Annotated in this window: 12 protein-coding genes and 1 pseudogene; 10 read left to right on the forward strand and 3 right to left on the reverse strand. The window is 46.6% G+C overall.

Annotated elements, in window-relative coordinates; translation table 11 throughout:
* Positions 1–32: 32 nt before the first annotated feature.
* The 3 genes from LX87_RS29185 (at position 33) to LX87_RS26610 (ending at position 2,866) form a co-directional block, all read left to right on the forward strand.
* Positions 33–110, forward strand: a complete 78-nt coding sequence (locus LX87_RS29185; RefSeq protein WP_229310833.1) for a DUF2254 domain-containing protein — start codon at positions 33–35, stop codon at positions 108–110.
* 657 nt (positions 111–767) lie between these two features.
* Positions 768–1,703 (forward strand): amidohydrolase family protein, encoded by a 936-nt coding sequence (locus LX87_RS26605; RefSeq protein ID WP_111631357.1) that lies wholly within the window; start codon positions 768–770, stop codon positions 1,701–1,703.
* Positions 1,700–2,866, forward strand: coding sequence for a PKD domain-containing protein (locus tag LX87_RS26610; protein ID WP_229310830.1), 1,167 nt, complete (start codon positions 1,700–1,702; stop codon positions 2,864–2,866). The genes LX87_RS26605 and LX87_RS26610 overlap by 4 nt, the downstream gene beginning before the upstream one ends.
* A gap of 12 nt (positions 2,867–2,878) precedes the next feature.
* On the opposite strand, the gene LX87_RS26615 is transcribed toward LX87_RS26610, so the two are convergent.
* Positions 2,879–4,897 (reverse strand): right-handed parallel beta-helix repeat-containing protein, encoded by a 2,019-nt coding sequence (locus LX87_RS26615; protein ID WP_111631358.1) that lies wholly within the window; start codon positions 4,895–4,897, stop codon positions 2,879–2,881.
* Between the two features lie 96 nt (positions 4,898–4,993).
* Entirely contained in the window at positions 4,994–6,727 is a 1,734-nt protein-coding gene (locus LX87_RS26620) for a PQQ-dependent sugar dehydrogenase (RefSeq protein ID WP_111631359.1), read from the reverse strand.
* Positions 6,728–7,471: 744 nt separating this feature from the next.
* Here LX87_RS26620 and LX87_RS26625 point away from each other — a divergent pair.
* The 6 genes and pseudogenes from LX87_RS26625 to LX87_RS26650 all read left to right on the forward strand — a co-directional run bounded on the left by LX87_RS26625 (position 7,472) and on the right by LX87_RS26650 (position 13,118).
* On the forward strand, positions 7,472–8,125 hold the full coding sequence (locus tag LX87_RS26625; RefSeq protein WP_111631360.1) for a Crp/Fnr family transcriptional regulator: 654 nt from the start codon (positions 7,472–7,474) through the stop codon (positions 8,123–8,125).
* 53 nt (positions 8,126–8,178) lie between these two features.
* Positions 8,179–9,009 carry a sulfite exporter TauE/SafE family protein gene (locus LX87_RS26630; protein WP_111631361.1) on the forward strand — a complete coding sequence of 277 codons (831 nt, stop codon included), beginning with the start codon at positions 8,179–8,181 and terminating at the stop codon, positions 9,007–9,009.
* 58 nt (positions 9,010–9,067) lie between these two features.
* Positions 9,068–10,459: pseudogene (locus tag LX87_RS26635) on the forward strand (MBL fold metallo-hydrolase).
* Positions 10,460–10,560: 101 nt separating this feature from the next.
* Complete coding sequence (locus LX87_RS26640; RefSeq protein WP_111631398.1) at positions 10,561–11,139, forward strand: YeeE/YedE family protein; 579 nt, start codon at positions 10,561–10,563, stop codon at positions 11,137–11,139.
* Positions 11,136–11,648: a DUF6691 family protein gene (locus LX87_RS26645; RefSeq protein ID WP_111631362.1), complete on the forward strand. Its 513-nt coding sequence runs from the start codon at positions 11,136–11,138 to the stop codon at positions 11,646–11,648. Before LX87_RS26640 ends, LX87_RS26645 begins: the two co-directional genes overlap by 4 nt.
* A gap of 654 nt (positions 11,649–12,302) precedes the next feature.
* Complete coding sequence (locus LX87_RS26650) at positions 12,303–13,118, forward strand: helix-turn-helix domain-containing protein (protein WP_310587950.1); 816 nt, start codon at positions 12,303–12,305, stop codon at positions 13,116–13,118.
* Between the two features lie 248 nt (positions 13,119–13,366).
* Here LX87_RS26650 and LX87_RS26655 read toward each other — a convergent pair whose 3' ends face one another.
* Entirely contained in the window at positions 13,367–14,197 is an 831-nt protein-coding gene (locus LX87_RS26655) for a helix-turn-helix domain-containing protein (protein ID WP_111631364.1), read from the reverse strand.
* A 368-nt stretch (positions 14,198–14,565) separates the two neighbouring features.
* Here LX87_RS26655 and LX87_RS26660 point away from each other — a divergent pair, with 368 nt between their 5' ends.
* Positions 14,566–15,213, forward strand: coding sequence for a hypothetical protein (locus tag LX87_RS26660; protein WP_111631365.1), 648 nt, complete (start codon positions 14,566–14,568; stop codon positions 15,211–15,213).
* Positions 15,214–15,333 lie beyond the last annotated feature (120 nt).

The raw sequence follows: 15,333 nt of genomic DNA on the forward strand, positions 1-15,333 counted from the left end.
TTAAAAATAAGATAAGACTACTGCGCAATTTCATGCGTGATCGGCCTAATCAAGTTGTAATGGCGTACTTCGTAGGCGTTTTTGCTTATTGCCTTATTTTGCTGACGTGATTCGCGGAAACGAAGAGCAAAAGTTTGTCCTCTCAACCGCTATATTACTTGGTTTAATACTGGCGCTGGGGGCGTGGCGGCCCTCATTTTTTTGTCACCATACTGCAGAATCCTTGCAGATAGGCACCATCGTCCATCATATCAGCCGGAAAACAATCAAAGCCATTGATGAACTGGTTTCTGGTCAAACCGGCCAGCCAGTCGACATTCCCCTGAGCATGATGCGATCAGATATGGCCTTGAACCCACTACCAGACAAAGTAGTGGGTTACTAACCGTATGCTACTGGAAATAATAGTTAAAATCCAGTAGCATATGCATATTTATGACTTATTAAGCTATTACTCGACACCTTTTTCGATGGAAGGTTACGGTCCGCCGTTGCGGTCGAAGCCTATCGTGCCGAACGAGTCCAAGCTGCCGAGTTGAAAGAAACGTTGGGCATCTCCAAGACGGAACTGCGTTCTCTAAACCATTATTACTTTCGATACCATCTATTTCCCCTTTTACATTTTAAAAACCGTTGTAAGTCGATGAAACGGGACACAGATTTCAGCAAAGTAGAAGAGATTCAGTACCTTGGAAGCCCGCTTTCAGTAGTTGAAAGTGGCCGGATTCTTTTCTAGCCAAACTGATCATCTCTCCTTAAGCCAACCCATGAACCGAAGAACTTTCTCCAATAACCTCCTTAGTATTTCAACAGGTGTGCTCTGTGTTCCCAAGGCAATATGGTCTTACGAAAATGTGGCTGGCCGATTAGAGAAAATACCGAAAACGGACACACACGTACATTTATTCGATTTGAAAAATTTATCCTACGGTTGGTTAAAAAACTCGCCCAAAATCAACCGTAATTTCGATTTACAGGATTATAAAGAGGCTACGAAAAGTTCGAACATCGGAAAAATGGTTTTCATGGAAAGCGGAACGGATGCCCATTTAGGTCTCAAGGAAGCTACCCTAGTAAGCCAGTTGGCCCTATCCGAACCAAAGATCAGGGGAATAGTGGCCAAGGCGGACCTTACGCAAGGGCCTGGCACTGAAAAAGCATTGGAGCAGCTTTGTGAACTCCCTTTGGTTAAGGGCATCCGGGCCGGCTTCCCGAAAAATGCGGCAACTTCCAACGGTTTTTTAGAGGGCTTCAAGGCATTGGCCGATCGCAAACTGAGTTTTGACTTGTTGATTTCACCACCACTTATGGCCGAAGCGGCCAAGGTGGCCATCAAATTTCCTGATACGATTTTTATCCTTGATCATCTGGGAAATCCAAACGTAGGGGATGCAGATACTACACAATGGCGGAACGGAATAGAGAAGTTAGCGGAACTGCCCAATGTGAACTGTAAAATTTCGGGTATCATTACCCGTTTCGGGAAGGATTGGTCGGTCGAAAAGATCAAGCCCTATATCCTATACGTCATCGAAAAATTTGGGATGGACCGTTTGGTCTACGCCGGAGATTGGCCCGTAGTACTGCTGGCCGACTCCTACAAAAGGTGGTCCAGGGCTTTTGAAAAAATTACAGAACAATTTTCCGATGAAGAATTGCACAAGATATATCATAAAAATGCAGATCACATCTATCGGTTATGAAAAACAAAAGCGACATGAATTTTCGGGCAGGCAATAGGGCTTGGTTGTTTTTCCTTTGCTATTTGTTGCTCAATACGTTGATTTCAAACGGTCAGTCCACCCCGGCCTACAAAACGTCCAGAAACGGGAGAGTATTTCAAATTTTTCAATTCCCCAGAAATCAAATGCCGCGAATCGACGGGGACAAAAGCGATTGGACAATCGTACCTGAAAATTACACCTATGGTACAGATCTCTTAAGCGATACCGAAGACGGTATGGGCACTGACATCGACCCCAAAGACCTTGATGTAAAAGTGACCATCGGATGGGTCAAAGGTCTGAATCGTCTTTATTTTCTCTACGAGGCATACGACGATTTTTGGGATTTTGAACGTTTCAACCCCGAGGGTTATATGAATGACATATTTGAGCTCGTGGTCGATGGCGATCTTTCAGGAGGTCCTTTTATTCAAAACCCCTTATATGATCCTGAGCAGATGAAGTGGCAACCTCAGTCCGCTTCTTATATCGAAAACCATTTTAATTTTAGTGGCGTACACGCGCAGAACTACCACATCTATACACCGCCGGTAAATAATGCATGGGTATTGGTCTGGGGGAGCCAACCCTGGGTGTCCGAGTTTCCGCACGCGAACTATGCCTATGATTATCATTTTAAACATGGGGAAAGCGGTACGTTGATTTTGGAAGGCTGGATCACCCCCTATGACTACGCTCCCCATGAAGGGCCGCAAAAGGCCGTGGAATCGGAACTAAGGGAAAATAAGGTGATCGGCCTCTCCTGGTCGATATTAGATTTTGACGGGGGGAAAAGGGAAGGTCATATCAACCTCGCCCACAATACCAAAATGGTTAACAATGCCTCGTATCTTTGTGCCTTTCAACTGATGCCGTTGGAAAAAAAGTTTTTGGAGCCCATTAAAGCAGCATGGACGTTCAAGGTTGTGGACGAAGAAAAGGGAATAGTGTCCTTCAAAGATGAATCCATTGGAACAATCAATAAATGGACCTGGGATTTCGGCAATGGCGATAGCTCGACGGAACAAAATCCGGTTTACCGGTTTAAGAATAAAGGGGTGCGTACGGTCATTACCTTAACGGTTGAAGGGCCCGAAGGCCGTTCCAAACGTACCCGGTATTGGGAAGTGATGATACGGTAAGGCAATACCTGATCAGCGGTAGAACTCATGCCCCTGATTGAGGCCGCGCACTCCGTAGATCACAGGAGGACTACCGACTTCGAGTGCCCCCAAATCCGGAGCTTTGCCGGTAAAGTTATCATTTACGTTGGGAATAAAAATGCCGGCATCTACCGCTTTCCCCCTGGGATTAAGTTTAAAATTAAGATCTACTGCGTGATAAACGGGACCCGGCCTACTCCCCAACGGTGTACCTGCCATTGCTTGAATCGGTTTTTGAAGATTTTCAAAAATATCATAATCGACCGTTATACCATGTGCTTCAAGACCGCTCGCTTTGGTAAGGCTCATCAATGTCTTAAACCCTGCCTGCTCCCCACGGGGTGAAAACCAAATAAATTGGTTTTCAGGGCTTTGATGGCCTTGGTTTGGCCGGTATCCGTTATAATCAGCCACCGAATAGGCGGTGGTAAAGGGGAATGCAGCAACGTTTACCGGCCCGTCTGTACCAAGAATCAAATTATTCCGATAGTTTGAATTTGGGTATTTGGAACCTGCGTTGTTTTCCGTAATGAACGTGTTATGATAAGCCGTGAGACCGGGTACCCCCCCGTGAATTTTAAGGGCTCCTCCCAGTGGTACATTATAGAGGATATTCCTAATATAGTAGGCAGGGCCACCAAATACGGGTTGGGCACTTATTCCATTCTCGGCAGCGTTGACACCCCTATTGCGCATGATACGAATATTGTGCACACCACCGTCCGCTTCAATAAAGTCATCGACCATAAGGTGTAAATCGTTGTTGTAAATATCGATCGACACCGCTTTTAGCTCCTGTTCTTTCTCAGGGGTACCATAGGTTGAGATACCAATAGCATCGTGGAAAAAGGCAATGGAATTATGGGCAATTACATGTCCAGGACCATACACTTTGATTCCATAGTAAGAGTCTAATAGATGCGTCCCGTAAGGAATCAGACCCTCTCGGTGAGCAGACCAACCGTACAGTCTATAACGATCATCACGGCCAAGCAGGACGTTATCTTGAATAAGAAAGTTTTTTGAACCGGCATATTCTGTTACAATACCCTCACCAACATTCTCAAAACGACAATTCCGTATGGTCAAATCACTTGCTCCTGCCAAATGTTTCCGGCCGGCATCGAAAACTCTGCCGGCATTCCTAAAGGTAAGCCCCTGAAAAATATGATGTTCAGTGGCCATGACATTAAATAGAATAGCGGCTCCCGCTCCATCAAAAATGACCTCACCATCCCCTGCTGCTTCGATTACAATAGGGCGCTCCGCAGTGCCTTTTGCCGTGAAAAAATAAGTCCCGTCGAAGGGTATATTATGCCAATCCGGATAGTTAAGAAGGACCCCCTGATAGAGTCCTCCGTGGATTTTAATAATATCTCCAGGCTGCACCACATCCTCAGCTACCACATTCCAATCGCCCTTTGTGTTTTCAGAACCGCCGTAAGCAGCAACCAGACCGGGGTAATTCGGCTTTTCTTTCTCACCTGTATAATACTGGGAATATACATGTCTTATCCTTCCTCCACTGGCAGCCTTAGGCTCGGCACGGGTGGAAACGTTGATTTCTTTAACCGCTTCCCCTTCGACCCCATCAGGATCTTCTAATGTAAAGCGAGCCTCATACTTGGTATTGGGATTAACTTCCAAAATACTTCCAGCAAACATATGGGGAGTGGTGTAATTAATTCCCGCCCTTTCGATATGTTCCCCCCCAATTCTTAGGAGAGGCATTCCCTTTTTCCATTTGTTGCCCGATCCCGCGATTCGATACTCGACCTTTACGGTGGCATTACGGTTTTCGTCACCATCGATATACCATTCAAACCCCAGGTTTTCAAGTGTTGGTGGTTCAACAATAAATTTTTGGCCCTGAACCTTGTTCTGGGCTGGTGAAAGATGTGGGAGAAGAAAGAGTATGACGACAAACCCTCCGATCAGGTTCGGTAATACCCTTCCTTTAAAGTAGGATATTTTTCTTACGTCTTCCCTTGGAAAATAATACTTCTGCATTCTTTTTATTTTAAATATGCATTTGTATAAATGATTTCTACACTTAGTAAAAAACTTCCTGCTTATTTTCCGAGCAATTCCTTCCAGACCCCTCCATTATTGTTTGCTCTTTAATTTATTCCTCACGTTAGCCACCTCTTTTTCATGGATAACACCTGCGTTATTTTTGAAATTCAATCTGATGTAGGAGGTTACTTTAGAAACCTCAGCATCGCTCAAAAAATCATGTTTGGGCATCTCGCCATTGAAGAGCTTTCCATTGACTGTAATCGGCCCTTTAAGTCCCTCTAATACTACGGTTATTAGCCTGTTTTTATCTCCGGTTACCCAGTCCGATTCCTCTAAGGGAGGATAACGATTACCGTCTCCCTTTCCATTTTTCTGATGGCAGGAAATACAATAAGCAGTATAGATTTTCTGACCTTCATCCGCCATGCCTTTGACAAGGTTATCTTTGACCTTATCAGGAGTCTTAAGGTGTTTTAGCATTTTACGACCTTCCATTTTTGCCAACTGATCCGTTCCGAAATTTTCTTTGTTCCCCTTATACATGATTCGCCATATCTTTCCTGTGACAATATCACTTATGTACAAGGAACCGTCAGCCCCCATTGCTATCCCCATCGGGCGATGAGCAGCATCAGATGAACTCACAATAGTCTCTTGCTCAGCAAATCCATCAGCAAATACTTCCCAAGAGCCTGACGGCACACCGTTTTTAAAAGGAACAAAACAGACAAAAAAACCTGATTGCTGGTAGGGGGCTCGGTTACTTGATCCGTGAAAAGCTATAAAAGCGCCATTTTTATAATGGTCTGGGAATTGGTTGCCCGTATAAAAGAAAAGATCATTCGGTGCCCAATGGCCTGGGAAGCCAATAAGAGGATTTGCAGGTTTATCCACCTCTTTTAAATCGACACCATGGTATTCGGGAGCAACAACTTTTTTTTGTTGCAGTTGGTCATAATAATAGTACGGCCACCCACCGTTCATTCCTTCTTTCACTTCAAAAAATTCTTCAGATGGTAATAAGGCACTTTCCCATTCTGAATAAAGTGATGGCCATGTTTGATGTAGACCGTCTCGGCCGTGTTCTACCGCGAATAAAGTATTAGTTGCCTGATTCCAGTCCATCGCTATCCCGTCTCTAAGTCCGGTGGCATACCGAACACCGTCTTTTTGAGTTTGATCAAGTTTGTTAGCATCAAATCTCCATATACCGGCATGTTCAGCAAGTTCAGCGCACGGATATTGACCTGGGCTTTCGGGAGTCCTGTTATCAATCTGACAATTATTACTTATTGACCCAAAGTTGACATACATGTGTCCATCGTCGTCAAACGCGAGTGATTTACCGATATGTTCAGTTATATAATTGTCTGTAAGAACAAGTTCTATTTTGCTTTCGGGAATTAGTTTACCCGGCGTTAGTTTCTGTCTATATACAGCCCCCTTCGTACTAAAATAAATATAACCATTATATATTCTCATACCTGTTGGGCCATAACCGCTCTCCGCTTTGTAATCTCCAAAATAGGCGATATTATCAGCCTTACCGTCGTTGTTGCTGTCTCTGATCGCAACATTTCCGGAATCTTGCTTCGCATAGGTTAGTTTTACATAAATGTCCCCGTTTTTATTTACGGCTAGATGTCTGGCATGGCCAATACTATCCGCAACAACCACAGCTTCAAACCCAACGGGTAAGAAAAGACCGCCATTGTCAATATCTCCTGCCGGGAGAGTTGATTTTTGAACACATCCGGAGAGGAAGGTACTTATTATAAAAATTAATAACAGTACAGTAAAACATGTTTTCGATAAATTCATTTCACTACATCAGATAAAAAGATTTCTTCCTTGGATTCAAGTAAAATTACCAAGGGTTTTATAAAATCCTTGGCTTTGCTTCACACTGACAATTTTCTTTGCCTTATCGGGTGTTTGTTATTTCATATTTCCGTTTATGAAATCTAATTTTATTTTACGTAAATATTGTTGTGACCCGTCCGGAAAAGTGTTGACCGTTTGTTGATAATCCGTTTTTACATGACCTTAGCCCTAAAAGCTGGACACGGTATTCATAGAGAAAATTGGGCGGTTTTGACAACTTAAACAATCCGAAATCGCTTATAAAAATGACGAAATACACGTTTGGTCACCTCTCCCCTTTTCAATACTTGCTTGTACTTGTACGATTCGAAATTCTGAGAGTGTTCCACAGTAAAGTACTACACTCATTATAGAATAGATTCCTAAGCACCTGTTTGACCCATTTTCGCTTGTTCCCCATCTTTGCGGGCGAAAAAATGGGTTATCCGGGGGAAATTCCCCCGCAAGGCCACCCGATTGTGTATCCGCTTATTTACTGGATCCGGATTAGGCAAAAAACGGTGTGGTGTTACACGCAGTCGATAGCCAACTAGCTCTCTTCATTTAGAGTAGCGGGCTTTTATCCCCATTCCAATCAATGAGCACCGCAACCGGTTTTTAGTAAGCTTGTGAAAATTAAGTTGCTACCTTTTGTGTTCAATTAATTAAACTCCAAAACGTACAGCAACTTACAGACGTAGTATGCGGATCACACATGAATTTTTACAACAGACACTCAACGGGATGTTTGAATATCCACTTCTCCAGGAACTGGCAGCGGTGGGTCAATTTAAAAAACTCACGGTTGGCGATTACCTTATTCGGCCCGGAGAATACATCCGCTCGATACCTCTTATAATCAGCGGTTCCGTTAAAATCATGCGGCCCGATTCGGAAGGGCGGGAAGCGTTGCTTTATTATCTGGGGGGGCTAGACTCCTGTGCAATGTCACTGACCTGTTGCCTGGGTAGTCGCCAAAGTGAGATTAGTGCTTTGGCGGAGGAAGAAACTACGCTGCTGGCCATTCCGGTCGACAAGGTTGATGAGTGGCTTTGTCGGTATTCGAGTTGGAAGCGGTTTGTGTTTGAAACCTACCAGAAACGATTTAATAATCTGCTGAATACGCTGAATGAAGTTATTTTTCACAAACTGGATGAGCGGCTGCTGACCTATCTGGATAAGAAAGCTGCCAATTGCCAGTGCTCGGAACTAGCCATTACCCACGAGGAAGTTGCCCAGGATCTGGCCACCTCCCGCGAGGTAATTTCCCGCTTATTAAAACAACTCGAAAAGGAGGGACACATCCAGTTAATGCGAAACCGGATCACCCTTTTGAAAAAAAGCGAGGCTATGTAACTTTTGTCACGGAAAGCCGCCCCCACACCATCGAATTTTGCTAAAAAAAGATAGTGAACTCCTTGCAATGGTTTGGCTTTTTGGCCTCGCTCTTCATTGGCCTCAGCCTTGGGGTATTGGGCGGAGGTGGTAGCATTCTGACGGTGCCCGTTCTTGTCTACCTGCTGGGCATCAACCCTGTGCTATCGACCGCCTACTCGCTGTTTGTGGTGGGTACAACCTCCCTGGTTGGGTCGGTCAATTATATAAAGCAACAACAGGTAAGTTTTAGAGCCGCTGCGTATTTTGCCCTCCCTTCCTTTCTGGCGGTCCTACTGACCCGAAAATACCTGTTACCGGCGATTCCCGATCCCGTCTGGTCAACCTCTATGCTGGTTGTAGGGAAGGATACGACCCTCATGGTGCTGTTTTCTCTAATTATGCTGGTAGCTGCATACCGCATGATCCGGCCCCAAAAAACGGAAGGCCAACAAGCTGATGAATCTTTGGTAGTTAACATTCCGCTTCTGATCGGTGAAGGACTGCTGGTAGGCACATTGACGGGGCTGGTCGGAGCAGGGGGCGGGTTTCTGATTATTCCGGCTCTGGTGTTGTTGGCCCACCTGCCCATGAAGACGGCGGTTGGCACCTCACTGTTCATCATTGCCCTGAACTCAATGGTCGGTTTTCTGGGGGACGTTTCTCATCTGACGGCCGACTGGCCCTTTCTGCTGGCCTTTACGAGCCTGTCCATTCTGGGGCTTGTACTGGGCACCCGGCTGGCCCGATATATTCCGGGTGAAAAACTCAAGTCTATTTTTGGCTGGTTGCTGCTAGTGATGGGAGTTTTCATCCTGAGTCATGAAATAGTTCAATTAACCCGCGCGTGTGACTTTTGTCACTGATCTATAGCGGACCACGCTTTAGCTTTGCTAAGATTTTTTCATCAATCAAAATAGAACGATGTTCTTCCAACATATTTATGACAAAAGTCTGGCCCAATCAAGTTATCTGATTGGTTGTCAGAAAACGGGTGAGTCCATTGTGATTGACCCCAAACGGGATGTGGATACCTATCTAGAAATTGCCCGCCAGAACCGTCTTCGGATTACGCATGTGACCGAAACCCATATCCACGCCGACTTTCTGTCGGGCTCCCGGGAGCTGGCGGCTCTGACTGGAGCGACCCTTTATCTTTCGGATGAGGGAGGTCCGGACTGGCAGTACGAATTTGACCACATTGGCCTGAAAGACGGGAGCACCCTCACCATCGGTAACCTGGCTCTAGATGTGATCCACACGCCCGGCCACACACCGGAAAGTATCAGCTTCTTACTGACCGACCGGGCGGCTACTTCGGCGCCGGTCATGCTTTTCACCGGGGACTTTGTTTTTGTGGGCGATATTGGCCGACCCGACCTGCTTGAAAAAGCGGCAGGCTTGGTCGGCACTCAGGAAGCCGGAGCGAAACAGATGTTTTCTTCCCTCAGCAAATTTACCGCCCTGCCCGATTTTGTGCAGGTATGGCCCGGACACGGGGCAGGATCGGCCTGTGGAAAATCCCTGGGAGCGGTGCCCAGCACGACGGTGGGGTACGAAAAAATCCGAAACTGGGCGTTTCAACTCGACGATTCTGCCGAGTTTGTTGATTCTCTGCTCGCTGATCAGCCGGAACCGCCCGCTTATTTTGCCCGGATGAAAAAACTTAATAAGGTGATGCGGCCCCTGTTAACCCACGTTCCGATCCCTAAAAACTTACGTCCACAGGAAGTGAAGGAGGCTTTGCATAAAGGGATAAAACTGATTGATACCCGTGATAAAACCGAATTCGCCAAAGGCTTTGTCCCGGGTAGTCTGAATATTCAGGGAAATAACTCCTTTGTTACCTGGATGGGCTGGTTTTTAACGGCGTAGGCGCCCTTTATGCTGGTGGCATCCAGGGCGCAGATCGAGGACTTTTCCCGTCAATTGATGCGCATTGGCATCGACTCGATGCTGGGCTACGTGGAGGATGTCAATACCCTGGGCATCGAACTGGAGACTGTCAACCTCATCGATACCCAAACCATTGAAACTCTGGTGAGCCGCAACGACGTTCAACTGGTGGATTTGCGGGGAGCCGCCGAATACAAAGCCGGGCATATTGACGGAGCTGAATCGGTTTTTGTCGGTACCCTGCCAGCGCATCTGGACAAGATTTCTCGGGATAAAACCGTCATTATCTACTGTCAGGGGGGCGACCGGGCCACAATTGGCTACTCGTTGCTGATTCGTCATGGATTCAAAACCGTTAAAAATTACTCCGGTGGGATGAACGAGTGGGTCAAAAATTTAAAACTGGAACCGGCGGGCTAATGTTGGCCAGCGGCCTTCAACCTTATTCGACCCAGTTTAGCAATGATCAGCGGAATCCGCACGTAATTAATTTCTGTACCTTTTTAGTATTACATCATCTTATGTCTTTTTTGGAATTCATCCGACAGCCCTGGCCGTGGTATGTGGCCGGGCCACTGATCGGTTTAACGGTACCGGTCCTGCTACTGATCGGTAATAAATCATTTGGAATTTCTTCCTCTCTGCGCCACATCTGTGCGGCTTGTCTACCGGCCAAACTTCCATTTTTTTCCTACAATTGGAAAAAGGAAAGCTGGAATCTGTTATTTGTTACGGGCATTCTGCTGGGGGGCTTCATCGCGACTCATTTTCTGGACAATCCGAATCCTATTCAATTAGCTCCGGCCACCAAAATGGCGTTGCAAGCACTGGGCATCCAGGATTTTTCAGGATTCATGCCGAACGAACTCTTTGCTCTGTCTACTATGGCAACGGGTAAAGGATTTATTTTCCTGGTTCTGGGGGGCTTACTGGTGGGCTTCGGCACGCGCTGGGCTGGTGGCTGTACATCCGGGCACGCCATCATGGGCCTTTCTAACCTGCAATGGCCTTCGCTGGTAGCTACCATCAGCTTTATGGTTGGCGGCTTTGCCATGACGCATGTTTTCTTTCCTTTCATTTTCAAACTGATTTACCCATGAAACCCTCACCTCAAACGTCGGTCCGTCATAAACCTACAACCCATTCAACTGCAACGGTGTGCGATGCTCCCAACGTGGCCAGGGCCTCGGAGAGTGGAGTATCCTTGCTAAAATACCTGATTGTCGGCACTACCTTCGGCATTGTATTCGTAAAAGCCGAGGTTATTTCGTGGTTTCGCATTCAGGAGATGTTTAGGCTTGACTCCTTTCATATGTACGGTGTCATTGGTAGCGCCGTTCTGGTTGGAATGCTTTCAGTACAGCTGATCAAACGCTTCAATGTGAAAACGCTCCAGGGAGAAACCGTACAAATTGCTCCGAAAACCTTTCATAGAGGACAGATTTTTGGCGGCCTGATCTTCGGGCTAGGCTGGGCGCTGACGGGGGCCTGTCCCGGTCCTTTGTTTGCCCAAATCGGAAGCGGTTTTCTGAGTGTGGCCGTCACCCTGATCAGCGCGGTGGCGGGTACCTGGTTGTACGGTTATTTTCGCGAGCGGTTACCGCATTAAAGTGTATTTGTCTCGTCCTGAACTATGTTGACCGTTTTGATGAAAGTTACTACTTTTTAAGGGCAAATTCTGTTAGTCAGGGTTTTCGCTGACCGACTCCTTTTCCACTTTTTTGAAGATAACGATTTTCCACCTTTTTTAATGACCTGTTACTCTGATGCGCCTTCTGAGGTACGAGCATGTCACAGCTGAAGTGAGGTCTACACTACAGTATTGAATACCTCGATCCGACCGGTCTGCTGGCGCAGTGATGAATCAGATACTGGCCCATCTCTCGATCAATCTGTTCCAACGCTATCTGTAAAGCTACAGTTAACGGCATAGCCGCCCGTGTGTCCCCGCTATAATTTGTTTCGAGTAAGCATCCGTTACCAGCGAGATATACAGACATTATCTCATCCTAAAATCACCCGATTGTGTAGGAACCATTAGACCCCAAGGATAACTTATATCTACTTGACTTTCAGGGCGTAAGTCACTATCTTGACAGAGATTTCAAATTGCCGGGATAGAAATTTATGAACTGCCAATGCTTTGTATCTTGCCTAGTACTGGATGATAGGCCAACGCTGTTGATGTTCTTTGCCTAACTTTATGACAGAGCAAAGATTAATGCGATCTTACTCATTCAAGGATCATTCATGCCACTGTGTCATGCAGGTTATTCATCAGCTTCCTCATCCAGCCTTAACTCCGTACGTACACGGTTATTGGGAAATTCGATACGAGGTAAAACCAGGGGAGACTCATCCGTTATCCTTTGGCTGTACGGGGCGGACCCACTGGCTGATTTTCCTGGAAAATATGTTTCAGACAAGCTTCGATGACGGGCAGCCATTGACTAATTATAACTCTATGTTTATTGGGCAAATGATTCGCCCCTTTACCCACCAGTTGACTACCCCGGTTCAGGCAATCACCATTGATTTCACCCCAACGGGGTTTTACCAGCTCTTCGCACAACCCGCTCATGAACTGGCCGGACTTACCGTTGATACGAAACTTGGGGTAGGTCCCTCTACTGACAGTCTGGTTGATCAACTCCGGAATGAGCCGTCTCGTGCTGTCCGCTTTGGGCTGTTAGATGTTTTTTTCCTGCGTCGTCTCCACGACACTTCCCGATCAGACAACCAGATTGAAACGGCCGTTAAGCTGCTTCAGCAACAACCGGGTTGTCTACAGGTTCGGCAACTAGCAGATCTGATAAACTGTTCGGAACGAACGCTAAACCGTCGATTTACGCAAAGCGTGGGCCTCTCCCCAAAAGAGTACGCCCGGGTTCAGCGTTTTCTTCAAGCCCGGCTATGGATGGATACCCAACCGGCCCATCGCTGGGGCGACATGTTGACCCGACTGGGGTACTACGATCAGGCCCACTTCATTAATGAGTTTCGCTATTTTGCGGGTAAGCCCCCTGGGGTATACTTCTCCGACAAGCACTTCTCACTCGACTTTATGCGGGAACGTTGAGTTTTTAACCGGTTGCTCAAATGGTCATAACTTATGCATGAAGGTCAAAAGGTCTTTAAGAAGGAATCAATCAGAAATTGATACTTTTTGAGTTTGCCTTCTAAAAGGCAAATAATAGGATAATGAAGGCTGCGTATTTTATCCACGAAAAACGCTAAAATCTTCTCAATAAGGTTATGTCGTGGAATGGATTAAAGACCTACTACAAGCGAAGGTTTCATGGTCTAATCTCCTTTATTGAGCCATTGCTAACTCAATTGATCTGGATTACTGATTAGTAAGCCAGTAGTAGCATGCTGCTGGGCAAAAAAATCAGTAGGGGTCAAACCGGTTATTTGCAACAGATCGTTGCAAAAATGAGCTTGGTCATACCATCCACCGTAATACACCAAGTCTTGCCAGCAAGGCTTGGGCTGGCTCATTACCACGCGAAACATATTTCGAAAGCGCATGACCTGAGCAAAACTTTTGGGCGTAATCCCTACCTGCCGGCTAAACTCCCGGGTTAAACTTCGGGTACTGATCCGCGCTTCCTGGGATAAATTCCCAATGCGTCGGCTGCCGGGTTGAGCCAGCCAGGTGGCGGCCTGATCCACCCAGTTAGCAGAGAAGTAAGGCATCCGGTGAACATAAGCCAATAGGCCTTTTTCAATCAGCTGGATGCATTCCTGTATGGTTTCTAAGGTTCGGAGTTGATCCATTATTGCCCGCCATTGCTGGCGGAAGGTCAAGGGAAATACGGCTTCAATATCCAACACCTGATCGGCTAATTCCGCCATGGGAAGGCCAAAAAGCCGGTAGAAAGCCGTCGTTCGGAACGTGATCATTAGTAATTGACAGCCGGCTTGAGGAGTTAATTGCATCTGGTGGGTCATTTGCCCCCCAATAGCCACCGGCGGGAGGCCACACGTGGTACCGGAAAATGTAAAACGACACTCGGTTCCTAAGTTGATGATTAATCCGGAGCGTCCACCGGGTGGCAGCCCCTCTGACTTGATGGGATCAGCGGAAGACAGCAAGGTATATTCTTCGATATAATCTTGCAGACCCGCAGAAGGGGGGAAGTTCTGATAGCGCATATCCGGAATATCTTATTTGTATTTCAAATTAAGCATTAATCTATTTATAATCAATACTATAGGTAAATAATACTGGCTCTTGTAAAGTTGGCTGTAGGAACCCCTGCTTGGACATTCTAATCGGGGAGGCTGACTTCTTTTCGCCTGTATCTTGATAAACTCAGCCCCCAACTGGCTTTTAGGCATAGGCGGAGACATTTGAGCGAACGGCGCAAAAATGGCTGATTTTTCCAATACCCGGCAAATTCTCAAACCTACTTTTGTTAGGACGCCTACGTCATCTGGCAAGTCCATTTAGTCTTAGTTCACCTAGTTCAAAAGAGCAGTAACGCAAGGCGTCATCTTACTGAAAAACGAATGGGCTAATCATGAAAAACGTACTCTTCCTGTTTGCGGTCCTGCTGCTGACCAGTTGCGAACGAAATCAAACCATTCCCCCCGTCAGCTCACCGGGTAAGACGACTAATTTGGGTACAAGCCGAAATTCGATCACGCTGGAGGCAAAGAACTGGCTGTTTGCGGTGGGCGATGAGGGTAACCAGGCTAATCCGAACAACTACCAGAAGAGCTTGACGGATCGTCAAGCCGCAAACACTTCCCCAATGAGTGGGACAACGTTAGGGGGCATCGGCTCCAGACCGGCTTCCTATTCGCTGGGCATCACCGCACCCATGGTCCACGATACGGCTTCCTACAGCTACTGGTACTACAGTATCCGGCCCCCGGCAGGCCTACGGGTTGGGAAATCCCTAACGCTAACGGCCCGCGTCCGCCTGGAACAGGTACAGGGTAAAGGCGTTTCGCTGGTCCTGCGGGGTGATAAAGGGGCTCAAACAAATGTATTGTTTTCCTCCACGGAGGGTAAAACAACCATTACCGGCACAGCCGATTTTGCATCGTATTCGGTTACTCTGCCCTACTCTAGTGCGGTTGATTACATCAACCTGTACTTATTAATCTTGCCCAGGACCACCGGCAAGGTTATTTTCTCGGACGTAGCCCTGCAGATTAACTAACTCACCGCCAGGACCGCTTGGTGCGTCTGGTAGGAAAGAGAAAAATGCCTATAAATTAAGAAGATCGTTTGCTCCGTACAGCCCGTTTGCCAGCGTTTTTTATTCGACTACAGATAGACT

Source organism: Larkinella arboricola (assembly GCF_003259745.1).
GTDB lineage: Bacteria > Bacteroidota > Bacteroidia > Cytophagales > Spirosomataceae > Larkinella > Larkinella arboricola.

Coding starts and splice junctions, on each gene's coding strand:
- LX87_RS26625 (WP_111631360.1), top strand. CDS start 7,472: ATGCGGATCACACATGAATTTTTACAACAGACACTCAACGGGATGTTT.
- LX87_RS26620 (WP_111631359.1), bottom strand. CDS start 6,727: ATGAATTTATCGAAAACATGTTTTACTGTACTGTTATTAATTTTTATA.
- LX87_RS26615 (WP_111631358.1), bottom strand. CDS start 4,897: ATGCAGAAGTATTATTTTCCAAGGGAAGACGTAAGAAAAATATCCTAC.
- LX87_RS26650 (WP_310587950.1), top strand. CDS start 12,303: ATGCAGGTTATTCATCAGCTTCCTCATCCAGCCTTAACTCCGTACGTA.
- LX87_RS26605 (WP_111631357.1), top strand. CDS start 768: ATGAACCGAAGAACTTTCTCCAATAACCTCCTTAGTATTTCAACAGGT.
- LX87_RS26610 (WP_229310830.1), top strand. CDS start 1,700: ATGAAAAACAAAAGCGACATGAATTTTCGGGCAGGCAATAGGGCTTGG.
- LX87_RS29185 (WP_229310833.1), top strand. CDS start 33: ATGCGTGATCGGCCTAATCAAGTTGTAATGGCGTACTTCGTAGGCGTT.
- LX87_RS26640 (WP_111631398.1), top strand. CDS start 10,561: ATGTCTTTTTTGGAATTCATCCGACAGCCCTGGCCGTGGTATGTGGCC.
- LX87_RS26660 (WP_111631365.1), top strand. CDS start 14,566: ATGAAAAACGTACTCTTCCTGTTTGCGGTCCTGCTGCTGACCAGTTGC.
- LX87_RS26645 (WP_111631362.1), top strand. CDS start 11,136: ATGAAACCCTCACCTCAAACGTCGGTCCGTCATAAACCTACAACCCAT.
- LX87_RS26655 (WP_111631364.1), bottom strand. CDS start 14,197: ATGCGCTATCAGAACTTCCCCCCTTCTGCGGGTCTGCAAGATTATATC.